Genomic DNA, 12,462 nt, shown 5'->3' with positions numbered 1-12,462 from the left:
TCTGCGCTGGTCCTGAACGGTCGCCCGCGCCACGATGGACCGGTGACCGTCCGCGACCGCCTCCTCGCCCTCGTCGTCGCCGTCTGTTGGGGCATCAACTTCCCCGTGACGGCGATCGCCCTCGAGCACTTCCCGCCCTTCTTGCTCGTGGCCCTCCGCTTCACGTTGCTCGCGGTGCCGACCGTGCTGCTGGTGCCGCGTCCGGCGATCCCGTGGCCGCGCCTCCTGCTCGTGGGGGCCACCCTCGGCATGCTGCAATTCGCGTTCCTCTACCTCGGCATCGCGGCCGGCATGCCCTCGGGCCTCGCCTCGCTCGTGCTGCAGGCCTCGGCTCCATTCACCGTCGTCATCGCCGGGTTCTGGCTGCGCGAGCGCATCACCCGTCGGCAGGCGATCGGCATCGGCATCGCCGTCGTGGGTCTCGTCGTCATCGCGGGTCACCGGTCGCAGGTCGCCGCGCTGCTGCCCGTCGTGCTGACCCTGTGCGGTGCGCTCGGCTGGGCGGTCGGCAACGTGGCCGTCCGACGGGCCGCGCCGCCGAACCCGATGCACCTGACGTTGTGGATGTCGATCGTCGCTCCGGTGCCGATGCTCGCGCTGTCGTTCGTCGTCGAGGGCCCCGAGCGCATCGGCGAGAGCCTCGGCACGGTGTTCACGCTCGAGGCGTTGCCGTCGGTGCTCTGCCTGCTCTACCTCGTGCTGATCGCCTCGGTCGTCGGCTACGGCATCTGGACGCGCCTGCTCTCGGTCTACCCCTCGGCGACCGTCGCCCCGTTCTCGATGCTGGTGCCCGTGGTCGGCGTGCTGGCCTCCTGGCTGGCGTTCGGCGAGGTGCCCGACCTGGTCGAGCTCGTCGCCGGGGTCGCGGTGGTCGGCGGGGTGCTCTACGCCAGCCGCGTGCCCAGGGCCGGCGTCGGGGACGGCGGCCCCGAGGAGGCGCTGGTCGCCCCGCCCGCGCCTCCCCACCCGGCTGCGGGTCGAGATGTCACGACGTGCCGCTCGGGTTCTAACCTGAGCGGCAGGTCGTGACATCTCGACCGGACCTGGGGGGCGGGCGGACCGGTCGGTCGTACCCCGAAACGCTTCGCCACACGTACCCCGAAGGTTGTCAGGGGGGTGCAGGTGGCCCCGGTAACGTGTGCAACGGCCGGCGGGGGGCGGCCGCGCGGTGCCTCTCAGGGCGCCGCGGCGACCCGCAGGAGAAACCCACCCGATGCCCCAGCAGAAACGCGCCCAGGCGACCCGTGCCGCCATCATCCGAGGCGCCGCCGTCGTCTTCGACGAGCACGGCTACAGTGAGGCTTCGCTCGATCTCGTCGCCGAGACCGCGAAGGTGACCAAGGGTGCGCTGTACTTCCACTTCCGCTCGAAGGCCGACCTCGCCAATGCCGTGATCGCCGAGCAACACGCGCTCTCTCGGGCCTACGCCGATCAGGTGTCCGAGACGGCGGGCAGTGGTGCCGAGGCGCTCATGCTCTCGTGTGCCTCGCTCGCCACGCAGCTGACCACCGAGGTGCTCGTGACGGCCGGCATCCGGTTGACCACGCAGTCGCCGAGCCGCGACCTCCGGGTCGAGCACCCGTATCGGGACTGGCAGGCCCAGATCTCTGGTCTCGTCGATCGCGCCGTGGCCGACGGGGACTTCCGTGTCGACACCGACGTCGAAAGCGTCGCCCGGTTCGTCGTCGGGTCGTACGCCGGCGTACACATCGTGTCGCAGGCCCTCACCGGCCGGGCCGACCTGTTCGACCGGCTGCGTGACATGTGGGCCTTCGTGCTGCCGACCGTGGTGGCCCCCGGGCGCGACGGCCTGATCAGCTCGTTGCCCCCGCTGATCAGGCCGTCGGACGTACCCCCGTCCCCCGACGTTTCCTCTGCGAACCCAGGTTAGATACTGGTCGACCGGTTTTCCAGTCCCCTCAACGAGGGCCCGGCGCCGTCACGTCGTCGGCCGAGGCGGCGTGAGGTCGGCCAGCACGCGTTGGATCGCCGCGTTGTCGGCTGCCAGGGCCTCGGTGTCGATCTGCGCGAGCATCTCGCCGTCGTCGTGCGGCACGGTGAGCTGCCGCTGCCATTCGGCCTCGTAGAGGACGTCGCGGTAGCCGGAGGACTCCCGGCAGCGGGCGTCGGCCGTCGCGACGGCGATCTCGTCGTCGGTCGGCGACGTGCTCGAATCGAGCGTCTGGAACCGGTCGACCATCTCGGCGGTCGGCATCCCCGAGGGGTCGTCCGCCACGTCGCCGACCCGGGCGGCCTGCATGCAGGAGCGCCAGTCGGCCCAGGTGGCGGTCACCGAGGGGTCGTGGCGAGCACCCTCGAACGCCGCGTTGTTCAGACGCACGAGCGATTGGGCTCGGTTGGAGTAGTCGTCCAAGGACGGAACGGTCTCTCGGGCCCGACGCACGCAGGTGGTCTGGCGGTCGGACTTCTCGGCGGTCCACGTCTGCGTCGACCACGTCGACCAGGCCGCGGCCCCGGCGTCGATCACCGAGGCGGCGTGGTAGCCGCGGGTCTCGGCGGTCGCCAGGTCGAAGGCCCGCAGGCGCAGCGAGCCGTTCGTCGACAGCTCACCCGCCCGGTCGGCGGCCTCGACGTCGCGCCACGGCACCGCGTACTCGTCGTAGCCAGCCTCGAGCATGCACGGCTGGGTGGCGAGGAGCAGGGCGTAGCTCGACGAGCTCTCGCCGACCGGCACGTACCGGTCGAGGGGCATCGTCCAGGCGTCCACGTCTTTCGCCGGCAGGTCGGGAAGGGCGTAGGCCGCGTTGGCCGGGATGCCGTACGCGACGACACCGGCGACCACCGCGACGACAGCCGCGAGCGTCAACCGCTGGGCCCGCCGGTGTCGGGCCGGGACGGCGTGGTGCCCTGCGTGTCGCTGATCGGTCATCGTGCGCCCCTCTCGTCTGCAGGCGCCGGGCCCATCAGGTCGTTCTCGTAGGCGAAGACCACGATCTGCACCCGGTTGCGCATGCCCAGCTTCTGCAGCACCGCCCGGACGTGACTCTTCACCGTCGCCTCGCTCAGCCACGCGCTCTCGGCGATCTCGGCGTTGCTCAAGCCCCTCGCCACGAGGAGGAAGATCTCGCGTTCGCGGGGAGACAGCACCTCCAGCGGTTCGGTTCGCCGCGTCGGGGACGGGGTCGCCACGGCGAACGCGTGCACCACGTCGAGTGCGGCCGCCGTGGTCGGCACGGGCTCGCCGGCCGCCGCCGCCCGGATGGTCGTCAACACCTCGTCGGGCGTGGCGTCCTTCGTCAGGAACGCGTAGGCCCCTGCTTTCAACGCGCCGAACACGGCCTCGTCGCGCTGGATGGTGGTCAGGGCGACGACGCGGGGGGTCGAGTCGGGGTCGGTGCCGGCCGCCGCGACGATGCGCGTCGTCGCCTCGAGGCCGTTCATCACGGGCATGCGGAGGTCCATCAGGACGACGTCGGGCCGCTCGCGCTCGACGAGCGCCAGACCGGCGGCCCCGTCGACGGCCGTGCCCACGCAGACCAGGTCGGGCTGCGCCTCGATCAACATCTGCAGCCCCGACGCGAACAGCGGCTGGTCGTCGACGACGATCACCCTCACCAGGGCAGGAGGCGCGGGGCGGGTCGTCGAGGTCGTGACGTCGGTCATGCGGGTTGCTCCGTCCAGGACTGCAGCACACGGATCGGCTCGGGTGCGGGCAGGAACGCGGTGACGACGAAGACTCCGTCGTCGCCGAGTTCGGCCGTCAGCCAGCCACCGGCCAGCCGGGCTCGTTCGGACATGCTCGCGACGCCGGTGCCCCGGCCCGTGTCGCGGCGCGAGGCCACGAGCGGGGCGTCGCCCGAGGACGTCACGAGCAGGGCGAGCCCGGGCCCGCGCCAGTCCAGCGCGACGTCGACCGTGCTGGACGATCCCGAGTGCTTGAGCGCGTTGGTCAGGCTCTCTTGCACGATCCGGAAGACGGCCAGCTCGTGCGAGGGCAACAACTCGGCGGGGTCGCCGAGATGCCGCAGGGTCACCGTCATGCCGACGTCGCGCATCGTCGTCGCCAACCGGTCGAGGTCGGCGATGGTCTCGCGCGGCGTCGTGTCGTCGGCGTCCTGCTGGATGCGCTCGACCAGGAGCCGGACGTCGACGAGCGAGGTGCGGCCCACGTCGGCGATGGTGCGCAGTGCCTGGTCGACGACCTCGGGGCGGGTCGCGGACAGCGCCAGGGCACCCTGTGCCTGTGACACGACCACCGCGAGCGAGTGGGCGAGCGCGTCGTGCACGTCTCGTGAGATGCGAGCCCGGTCGTGGGCGAGGCGCAGCTCGAAGTCCGTCTCGTGGAAGCGTGTCTCGGTGAGCTCGAGCACCTGCCCGATGCGGCGCACGCGCAACACGCTCGAGAGGAAGATGCCGACGGCCCAGGCCGCGGCCGCGGCACCGAAGAGGGAGGCCGCCAGAGTGATCACGTCGGTGCGCGTGCCCTGCCCGCCGCCGACCCACGACGACCAGACGTACGGACGGGCGAGGGTGGGGACTGCCATGGCGATCGCGGCGAGCCCCGACGCGAGGCCGGCGGCCGCCAGGGCGACCAGGCGGACGGCGACCGACCGGGCGAAGGCCGCGAAGAACGACACGAACGCGATGGCGAGGTACGTGGGCCACGTCGTCGACGCGGGGGGTTCGACCCAGCCCGCGAGCTGCAGGGCGGGCACGACGGTGAGCACGCCGAGGGCCGTCCAGGGCATCCAGACGGAGAGGCCGATGGCGATGCCCAACAGGGCGAACACGACCACGTTCTCGACGAGGTCACCTCGGCCGGCTTCGGCGATCGTCCACAACAGCACGAAGACCGCCGCGGCGACGGGTGCCGCGAGGCGTGGCACCCAGGTGCGCAGGTCGTCGGGGATGGTGTCCATGTCGACGACCGTAAGGCGTCCTCGACGGGCTGCGCGCGCCTCCCGGGGGTTTTCATCCTTGAGGACGAACGCGGGCGGGCTGGGGAGGAGCCGTCCCGTCCGGGGACGAGGCGACGGCGCGCCCCCGAAGGGGACGCGCCGTCGGCGTGGTGCGGTTGCTGGGACTAGAGCGTGATCAGACCATCGGTCTTGGTCGTCGCGGCGGCGAGGCGGGCCTCGACGTTGCTCCAGTTCACGATGTTCCAGAAGGCCTTGACGTAGTCGGCGCGCACGTTCTGGTAGTCGAGGTAGTAGGCGTGCTCCCAGACGTCGAGCATCAGCAGGGGGACGAGGCCGAACGGCACGTTGCCCTGCTGGTCGAAGAGCTGGAAGACGCTGAGGCGCTGACCGAGCACGTCGTAGGCGAGCACCGACCAGCCCGAGCCCTGCACACCGAGCGCGGTGGCGGTGAAGTGGGCCTTGAACTTCTCGAGGTCGCCGAAGTCACGGCCGATGGCCTCGAGCAGCTCACCCGTGGGTTCGCTGGTCTCGGGGGTGAGGTTGGTCCAGAAGATCGAGTGGTTGACGTGGCCGCCGAGGTTGAAGGCCAGGTCTTTCTCGAGCTTGTTGACGTTGGCCAGGTCGCCGGTCGAGCGGGCCTCGGCGAGGGCGGCGTTGGCCGTGTTCGCGCCGGTGACGTAGGTGTTGTGGTGCTTGGAGTGGTGCAGCTCCATGATCTTCGCGCTGATGTGCGGCGCCAGAGCGGAGTAGTCGTAGGGCAGATCGGGCAGGGTGTACTCAGCCATGTGGGGTCCTTTCGAATTGACCTGCATCCACCGTACGACCTCCACCCATGCCGGGGTCAACGTTCTCCCAGCGCGGACGCAGCCTCATGGGCGGCGTCAGCGCCTGTCCTGCGTAGGCTGACGCACGCACGGACCACCCCCGATCCTCTCCGAGGAGGCGCACCATGGCAGGATTTACCGGCTTCGGCAGGAGGCGCGCGGCCGACCCGCGACTGCCCCCGGGGCAGTACCTCGAGAGCGGGTTCCCGGTCCTGTCGGCCGGTCCCACGCCGAACATCAAGCGGTGGGAGCTCCAGGTCGCGACCGAGACCGGGCAACGCTCCCTCAGCTGGGCCGACTTCCAGGCCCTGCCGCACGAGGCGATCGAGACCGACATCCACTGCGTCACGAGCTGGTCGAAGCTCGGCACGCACTGGCGCGGTGTCTCGCTCGACACGCTCTTCGACGGTCTCGACACCGCCCACGAGTTCGCGATGGCGACCAGCCACGGGGGTTACACGACCAACCTGCCGCTGAGCGAGTTGCTCGGGGGCAAGGCCTGGGTGGTCGACACCTACGAGGGGCGACCCTTGGACGCCGAGCACGGTGGGCCCGCCCGCCTCTTCGTGCCGGGACTCTATTTCTGGAAGAGCGCGAAGTGGCTGCAGGGCATCCAGACCATGGCGACAGACCGCCGCGGATTCTGGGAGAGCATGGGCTACCACCCGCACGGCGACCCCTGGAAAGAAGAACGGTACGCGTGAGCGAGTCCGCCGTCGGTGCTGACGGGGTCGTCGAGCCCCATCCCGCAGGTGACCCCTACGCCTGGTTGCCCGCCACGATCGTCTCGTCGGTCGCCCAGACGTCGCGTGCCCGCTCGCTGACGCTGGCCGTGCCCGGCCTTCGTCCGGCTCGGGCCGGCCAGCACGTCGACCTGCGACTGACGGCCGACGACGGTTACACGGCGGTGCGGTCGTACTCGCTCAGTGACGTCCGGGCTTCGGGTGCGTCCGGTGCCCCGGCTGCAGGAGGCGCGGGCCCGGTGCCGCAGATCGAGGTCACGGTCGAGCGACTCGACGACGGAGAGGTCTCGCCCTACCTGGTCGACGCGGCCGAACCCGGCGATCCGATCGAGGTGCGCGGACCGATCGGCGGGTGGTTCGTGTGGCCGCCGACCGAGTTCGAGCCCGACTCGGCGGTGCACGCGGTGTTGCCCGAGCCCGACGGGGCCGCCCCTCCGACATCGGCCCCCGTCCAGCTGATCGGCGGGGGGTCGGGCGTCGCGCCGCTGATGGCGATGGTGCGGGCACGAGGTCGGGACGCGCCCCCGATGCGGTTGCTCGCCTCGGTGCGCGACCCGGGGTCTCGATGGTTCGTGACGGAGCTCGACGAGGCCGCTCGCGCCTCCTCGGCTCTCGTCGCATCGAAGCCGCCCTCTGTCGCGGGCGAAGAGCCCGCGCCCTTGGTCGTCGACTGGGTGCACAGCCGCACGGCCCCCGAGGGGCATGACCGCCGGGCGGGCCGGCTCACCCGCGACGAGCTCGAGCAGCTCGTGCTGCCGGCCTCCGAGCACCCGCTGGTCTACGTCTGCGGGGCGAACTCGTTCGTGGCGGTCGTCGCCGGCTGGCTGGTCGAACTCGGGCACGCGCCGACCCGTGTCCGCACCGAGCGCTTCGGCGGCGTCTGAGCCTTGGTCGAGAGGCCCTCTCGTGTGCGGTCCACACCAGCGACCGACGCACTCGCCCCGCAGGGCGGCTGCTTCTCGTGCGTCCTGCTGCCCTCCTCGACACTAACAGCCGCTACCAAGAATCGATACGTAACATTTCGTACGCAAGATTCATCAGCGAGCGAAAAGGTGTTGTTACATGTCGAAGAAGAACAGTTTCGTGGCCGGGGTCGTCGCCTGTGGCCTCCTGGCCGGCGTCTCCACCCTCGGACTGACGACCGCCGCCAGTGCGCACGGCTGGGTCGGGGCGAGCGGGTCGCAACTCGTCGCTCGCCAGGCGATGCCGGCGAACGCCGGAGTGGTCGGCGCGGCCGCCTACGACAAGCAGTCGTTCGAGGCTCCGAAGGGGTTCCCCGCAGACGGGCCGGTCGATGGTCATCTGCCGTCGGCGGGAGTCCCCGCCTTCTCGCAGGTGGACCAGCAGAAGTCGGATCTGTGGGCGAAGAACGAGATCAAGGCCGGTCCGGTCGAGATCGACTGGAACTACACGGCGCCCCACAAGACGTCCCAGTGGCGTTACTACATCACCAAGAACGGCTGGAACCCGAACGCCCCCATCACGCGGTCGGACCTGCAGCGCATCTCGACCATCAAGCACGACGGAAGCGCGGCCACGACGAACCCGAAGCACTTCGTGGACGTCCCGGCAGACCACCACGGCTATCACGTGATCTATGCCGTGTGGGACGTGGCCGACACGCCCAATGCGTTCTACAACGCCATCGACGTCGACATCGAGGGCGAGTCGGCACCGGACACCCAGGCCCCGTCGACGCCGTCGGGGCTCAGCGCCCATCACGTCGCCACGACCTCGGCCACGATCCGGTGGAAGGCGTCCACGGACGACGTCGGCGTGGCCGAGTACCGCGTGCTCAGGGACGGCAAGGTCGTCGGTTCCGTCTCGGCCCCGGAGTTCACCGACACGGGTCTCTCGGCGGAGACGGCTTACGAGTACCAGGTGCAGGCACTCGACGCGGCGGGGAACGTCTCGGGCACGAGCCACGCGCTCACGATCACGACGAAGGCGCTGCCGGCGAAGGACGAGTCCGCACCGACCAAGCCCACCGGCCTGCACGCCATGGCCGTCGATCCGCGGCTCGTCACGCTCATGTGGACCGAGTCGGTCGACGACGTCGGCGTGGACCACTACGTCGTCACCCGGACTGAGGGGCACGAGGTCAAGACGTTCAGGTCGGACGCGACCATGTTCGACGACACCACCGTCAAGCCCGGAAAGAAATACCACTACACGGTGCGCGCCGTGGACGCCGCAGGCAACAAGTCCGGTCACAGCCAGGAACTCGAGGTGAGCACGCCCAAGGCCGACGCGGCTGACGACGACAACCAGGTCTCGGCTCCGCGCTGGAACCCCTTCGGCACCTACGAGAAGGGCGACGTCGTGGCCCACGACGGGCGTCTCTTCGAGGCCGTGCAGGGCAGCAAGGGGGCCGGCGACCCGAACTGGATCAACGCTCCCTCTCTGTGGAAGTCGCTGTCCTGATCCGCTGAGAACCCCAGTTCGAACGATGCGCCCCTTCTTCGGGGTGCATCGTTCGAAACGGGGTTCGTGGCTCCGCCGCGGGGACTCGGGCGGCGAGCCCGGGCGGTCAGGCGGGCGTGCCCGTCTCGGGCGCCGTGGTGCGGAACTCACCGCGCGTGACGTGCTGCTGCCAGAGCAACTCGGCCAGCGCCTCCGGGCTCTTGTCGCGGCTCTCGGGCTCGATGCCGCCGGGGATGATCAGCTGCCCGACGTGGATGCCCTCGTCGGCGAGTTCGTCGTGCAGCAGCTGCGCGTACGCGGTCAGGCCCGCGAAGGCGATGGACGTGCCGGTGACCTTCGCCCCGGGCGTGACGGCCGAGCCGCCGTTGACGAAGAGGATGGTGCCGCCGCCGTCGGGCAAGAATCTCATGCCGGGCAGCACCTGGTGGACCGCCGCGACCGGCCCGTAGATCGAGAACTCGACCGGGCCGACCAGGTCGGCGGGTGTGGTCTCGAGCACCGGACGCATGAAGTCCTTCTGCGGCAGCGGACTGTACTGCATCACCTGGATCGCCCCGAGCCGCTCGGTCGCCTGCTCGAGCGCGGCGGCGATGCTCGCCGGGTCGCGCACGTCCGCGGTGAAGCCCTCGGCGGTGATGCCGTCGGCTCCGAGCTCAGCGGCTAGGGCGTCGAGCCGGCCCTGGTGTCGCGAGATGAGCGCGACGTCAAAACCCTCCGCGCCGAATCGTCGGGCCACGGCAGCGCCGAGCCCCTTGCCTGCTCCGATGATCGCGAGTGTCGTCATGCGGTCCATCGAACCGGAGAGGCGCGACGCGGCACCCAGCTGACGGGGTACGCGGGCTGCGTGGTCACCGCGCCCCGCGCCTCCTGTTCGCTCGCGCCCGACCGGCCCCGGGCCGACGTCCAGGCGGGGGCTGCGAGCATGGAGGGGTACCCCGTCGGCCCCTCAGCAGGAGCAGCTCGTGTCGCCTCGCGCCCTCTTCCGTTCGTTCGCCGTCGCCGAGGTGGTGACCTGGTCGCTGCTGATCGTGGGCATGATCCTCAAGTACGCGGTGCGGGTGGGCGACTGGCCCGTGAGCGTGGCCGGGCCGATCCACGGTTTCGTGTTCCTGGCCTACCTCGTCGCCGGGGTCGTCGTCGCGGTCAATCAGCGCTGGTCGGCCGGGGTGACCCTGGCCGCCCTCGCCAGCGCCGTCGTGCCGTTCGCGTCGCTGCCCGTCGAGCGCTGGATCGACCGTCGAGGTCTCCTCGCCGGCTCGTGGCGCCGCACGGCGACGGACGACCCGCGCGACCGGCGCCCGCTCGACCGACTGCTGCGCTGGATGCTCGGGCACCTCGTGCTCGCGCTCGTGCTGCTGGCCGCCGCCGTGGTCGTCGTCTTCGTGGTGCTGCTGATCGCGGGGCCGCCCGTGCAGGTGGGCTGACCGTCCGCCCGCACCGCGCCTCCCTGGCAATCGTCTTAGCAACTAAGAGAAATGTGGGCGGGCGCGACTAGCGTCCCCCTCATGACCGCCGACACGAGCAACCGTCCCCCTGCCGAGACCGCGACGTCGCGAGACGTCATCCGCCAGATCGTCGTGGTCGTCACCGCGGTGCTCGCGATCGTGCTGGCGGCCTACGGTTCGGGAGCCTTCGGCGGCGTCTCGGTGTCCGACGCAGCAGGCGGGGCCCTCAGCGCGACGGCCACGACGGTGGCCCCGGCGACCACGGCCTTCAGCATCTGGAGCGTCATCTACCTCGGCCTCGTCGCCTACGCGATCTACCAGGCCCTGCCCGGTCAGCGCGCCGTGACCCGTCACCGTCGGCTGGGCTACTGGGTCGCGGCCTCGCTGCTGCTCAACGCCGCCTGGCTGTTCGCCGCCGTGCAGCTGGGCAGCGTCTGGCTGGGCGCCGTCGTGATCGTCGCGCTGCTGCTGGTGCTCGCGCGCATCTTCGTCATCCTGTTCCACACCGCGTCGAGCGGGTGGGTCGACGCGGTCGTCACCGACGGCACCCTCGGCCTCTACCTCGGCTGGGTCAGCGTCGCGACGGTCGCCAACATCGCCGCCGGCCTGGTCGACGCGGGCTTCGACGGCTTCGGCATCGCGGCCGGGTTCTGGTCGTCGCTGGTGCTCGGTGTGGCCGCGCTCGTCGGCGTGGTCCTCGCCCTCGCCGGGCGCGGTCGCATCGCACCGGCCCTGTCGCTCTCGTGGGGACTCGCCTGGATCGCCGTCGGACGCCTGGCGGGCGAACCCGAGAACGCCGTCGCCGGGGTGGCCGCGATCGTCGCCGCCGCCGTCGTGCTGGTCGTCACGATCGCCGTGCGGGTCGCCCGCGGTCGGGTCGGCGCCACCGCGTCGCTGCACCGCTGAGCCCGCACCGCACCGCACCGCACCGCGAGATGGTCACCGCGCCAGGATTAATCCTGGCGCGATGACCATCTCATGGCGTCGTGTGGGGACCGCAGGAGGCGCGGTGCCCGCAGGAGGCGCGGTGCCCGCAGGAGGCGCGGTGCGCCTCCTGGTCAGCGGCCGCCGGTGATCTTGCGGTCGCGCTGGGCGACGCCTGCCGTGCCGTAGGGGTAGTCGTCGACCCGGGGTGCGCTCGCCGCCGTGAGGCGGGCGACCTCGTCGTCGCTGAGGGCCGCGGCCAGGGGCGACGAGCCGAGGTTGTCGTCGAGCTGCTCGACCGTCCGGGCGCCCAGGATCACCGACGTGACGGCGGGCTGGCGCAGCAACCAGGCCAGCGCGACCTGCGAGGCCGAGGCGTCGTGCGCGGAGGCGATCGAGGTGACCGCCTCGAGGACGGTCCAGGTGCGCTCGTCCGCGTTGCGCGCCTCCCAGGCCTCCATGCCGCGCTTCGGGTCCTCGCCGAGGCGCGTGGCGCCGGTGGGGGCCTGGTCGCGGACGTACTTGCCGCTCAGCCAGCCGCCGGCGAGCGGCGACCAGGGCAGCAGGCCGATCCCGGCGTCGAGCGAGGCCGGGACGACCTCGTGCTCGATGTCGCGCACGAGCAGGTTGTACTGCGGCTGCAGCGTGACGGGCAGGGCGAGACCGAGCGCCTCGGCCCGGCCGACGGCCTTCGTCACCTGCCACCCGAGGTAGTTCGAGAATCCGTAGTAGCCGATCTTGCCGGCGGAGATCGCGTCGTCGAGGAACCGCAGGGTCTCGTCGATCGGGGTGAGGTGGTCCCAGGCATGCATCTGGTAGAGGTCGACGTGCTCGACGCCGAGCCGGGTCAACGAGGCGTCGAGGGCCTTGGCGAGGTGCCGACGCGAGAGGCCGACGTCGTTGGGGCCGTCGCCCATCGGGAAGCGCCCCTTCGTCGCGAGCACGACCTGTTCGGCGTCGGTGGGATGGCTCGCCAGCCAACGACCGATGATGCTCTCGCTGGTGCCGGCGCTGTAGACGTCTGCCGTGTCGACGAACGTGCCACCGCCGGCCACGAAGGCGTCGAGGATGGCGTGCGAGGTCGGTTCGTCGGCTTCGGCGCCGAACGTCATGGTGCCGAGTGTCAGCTCCGACACCGAGGCACCGCTGTTTCCGAGGGTTCTGTAGTCCATGACCCGACGCTACGCGTGCCGGGGTGCTGCGGACGGGGGGTGCGAGACCT

General features: G+C 71.0%; 13 protein-coding genes. 7 read left to right on the top strand and 6 right to left on the bottom strand.

The genetic code is table 11. From position 1 onward, the window contains the following. The first annotated feature begins 42 nt into the window (after window positions 1-42). Together HRF36_RS06605 and HRF36_RS06600 are read left to right on the top strand one after the other, a co-directional pair. A complete protein-coding gene (locus HRF36_RS06605) occupies window positions 43-1,029 on the top strand; it encodes an EamA family transporter (protein ID WP_173208195.1) in 987 nt (328 codons plus the stop codon). Window positions 1,030-1,213: 184 nt separating this feature from the next. Next, window positions 1,214-1,891 (top strand): ScbR family autoregulator-binding transcription factor, encoded by a 678-nt coding sequence (locus HRF36_RS06600; protein ID WP_173208193.1) that lies wholly within the window; start codon window positions 1,214-1,216, stop codon window positions 1,889-1,891. A 48-nt stretch (window positions 1,892-1,939) separates the two neighbouring features. Here HRF36_RS06600 and HRF36_RS06595 read toward each other — a convergent pair whose 3' ends face one another. The 4 genes from HRF36_RS06595 to HRF36_RS06580 form a co-directional block, all read right to left on the bottom strand. Next, window positions 1,940-2,890, bottom strand: coding sequence for a hypothetical protein (locus HRF36_RS06595; protein ID WP_173208191.1), 951 nt, complete (start codon window positions 2,888-2,890; stop codon window positions 1,940-1,942). After that, entirely contained in the window at window positions 2,887-3,624 is a 738-nt protein-coding gene (locus tag HRF36_RS06590; RefSeq protein WP_254281155.1) for a response regulator transcription factor, read from the bottom strand. Before HRF36_RS06590 ends, HRF36_RS06595 begins: the two co-directional genes overlap by 4 nt. After that, complete coding sequence (locus tag HRF36_RS06585) at window positions 3,621-4,880, bottom strand: sensor histidine kinase (protein WP_173208189.1); 1,260 nt, start codon at window positions 4,878-4,880, stop codon at window positions 3,621-3,623. Before HRF36_RS06585 ends, HRF36_RS06590 begins: the two co-directional genes overlap by 4 nt. 164 nt (window positions 4,881-5,044) lie before the next feature. Then, entirely contained in the window at window positions 5,045-5,665 is a 621-nt protein-coding gene (locus tag HRF36_RS06580) for a superoxide dismutase (protein WP_173208187.1), read from the bottom strand. A 164-nt stretch (window positions 5,666-5,829) separates the two neighbouring features. Between HRF36_RS06580 and HRF36_RS06575 the strand changes: the two genes are divergently transcribed. From HRF36_RS06575 to HRF36_RS06565, 3 genes are all read left to right on the top strand, one after another. Continuing rightward, a complete protein-coding gene (locus HRF36_RS06575) occupies window positions 5,830-6,408 on the top strand; it encodes a molybdopterin-dependent oxidoreductase (protein ID WP_173208185.1) in 579 nt (192 codons plus the stop codon). After that, window positions 6,405-7,331, top strand: coding sequence for an FAD-binding oxidoreductase (locus HRF36_RS06570; protein ID WP_371740054.1), 927 nt, complete (start codon window positions 6,405-6,407; stop codon window positions 7,329-7,331). The genes HRF36_RS06575 and HRF36_RS06570 overlap by 4 nt, the downstream gene beginning before the upstream one ends. A 178-nt stretch (window positions 7,332-7,509) precedes the next feature. Beyond that, window positions 7,510-8,871 carry a lytic polysaccharide monooxygenase gene (locus tag HRF36_RS06565; RefSeq protein WP_173208184.1) on the top strand — a complete coding sequence of 454 codons (1,362 nt, stop codon included), beginning with the start codon at window positions 7,510-7,512 and terminating at the stop codon, window positions 8,869-8,871. Window positions 8,872-8,977: 106 nt separating this feature from the next. Here HRF36_RS06565 and HRF36_RS06560 read toward each other — a convergent pair whose 3' ends face one another. Next, window positions 8,978-9,655 (bottom strand): SDR family NAD(P)-dependent oxidoreductase, encoded by a 678-nt coding sequence (locus HRF36_RS06560; RefSeq protein ID WP_173208183.1) that lies wholly within the window; start codon window positions 9,653-9,655, stop codon window positions 8,978-8,980. A gap of 178 nt (window positions 9,656-9,833) precedes the next feature. Between HRF36_RS06560 and HRF36_RS06555 the strand changes: the two genes are divergently transcribed. After that, entirely contained in the window at window positions 9,834-10,295 is a 462-nt protein-coding gene (locus tag HRF36_RS06555) for a DUF3817 domain-containing protein (protein ID WP_173208182.1), read from the top strand. An 81-nt stretch (window positions 10,296-10,376) separates the two neighbouring features. Continuing rightward, on the top strand, window positions 10,377-11,222 hold the full coding sequence (locus tag HRF36_RS06550; RefSeq protein WP_173208181.1) for a tryptophan-rich sensory protein: 846 nt from the start codon (window positions 10,377-10,379) through the stop codon (window positions 11,220-11,222). A 152-nt stretch (window positions 11,223-11,374) separates the two neighbouring features. On the opposite strand, the gene HRF36_RS06545 is transcribed toward HRF36_RS06550, so the two are convergent. Next, entirely contained in the window at window positions 11,375-12,412 is a 1,038-nt protein-coding gene (locus HRF36_RS06545; RefSeq protein ID WP_173208180.1) for an aldo/keto reductase, read from the bottom strand. Between the last annotated feature and the right edge of the window lie 50 nt (window positions 12,413-12,462).

The organism is Frigoribacterium sp. VKM Ac-2836, assembly GCF_013248995.1.
In the GTDB taxonomy this organism is placed as follows: domain Bacteria; phylum Actinomycetota; class Actinomycetes; order Actinomycetales; family Microbacteriaceae; genus Frigoribacterium.
Note: the sequence above shows the minus strand (reverse complement) of the source record. Positions and strands in the feature narration are given on the sequence as shown.

Bases quoted from the DNA above. Each gene is read 5' to 3' on its own strand.
- HRF36_RS06600 (WP_173208193.1), top strand. From the start codon at position 1,214: ATGCCCCAGCAGAAACGCGCCCAGGCGACCCGTGCCGCCATCATCCGA.
- HRF36_RS06595 (WP_173208191.1), bottom strand. From the start codon at position 2,890: ATGACCGATCAGCGACACGCAGGGCACCACGCCGTCCCGGCCCGACAC.
- HRF36_RS06590 (WP_254281155.1), bottom strand. From the start codon at position 3,624: ATGACCGACGTCACGACCTCGACGACCCGCCCCGCGCCTCCTGCCCTG.
- HRF36_RS06585 (WP_173208189.1), bottom strand. From the start codon at position 4,880: ATGGACACCATCCCCGACGACCTGCGCACCTGGGTGCCACGCCTCGCG.
- HRF36_RS06580 (WP_173208187.1), bottom strand. From the start codon at position 5,665: ATGGCTGAGTACACCCTGCCCGATCTGCCCTACGACTACTCCGCTCTG.
- HRF36_RS06575 (WP_173208185.1), top strand. From the start codon at position 5,830: ATGGCAGGATTTACCGGCTTCGGCAGGAGGCGCGCGGCCGACCCGCGA.
- HRF36_RS06565 (WP_173208184.1), top strand. From the start codon at position 7,510: ATGTCGAAGAAGAACAGTTTCGTGGCCGGGGTCGTCGCCTGTGGCCTC.
- HRF36_RS06560 (WP_173208183.1), bottom strand. From the start codon at position 9,655: ATGACGACACTCGCGATCATCGGAGCAGGCAAGGGGCTCGGCGCTGCC.
- HRF36_RS06550 (WP_173208181.1), top strand. From the start codon at position 10,377: ATGACCGCCGACACGAGCAACCGTCCCCCTGCCGAGACCGCGACGTCG.
- HRF36_RS06545 (WP_173208180.1), bottom strand. From the start codon at position 12,412: ATGGACTACAGAACCCTCGGAAACAGCGGTGCCTCGGTGTCGGAGCTG.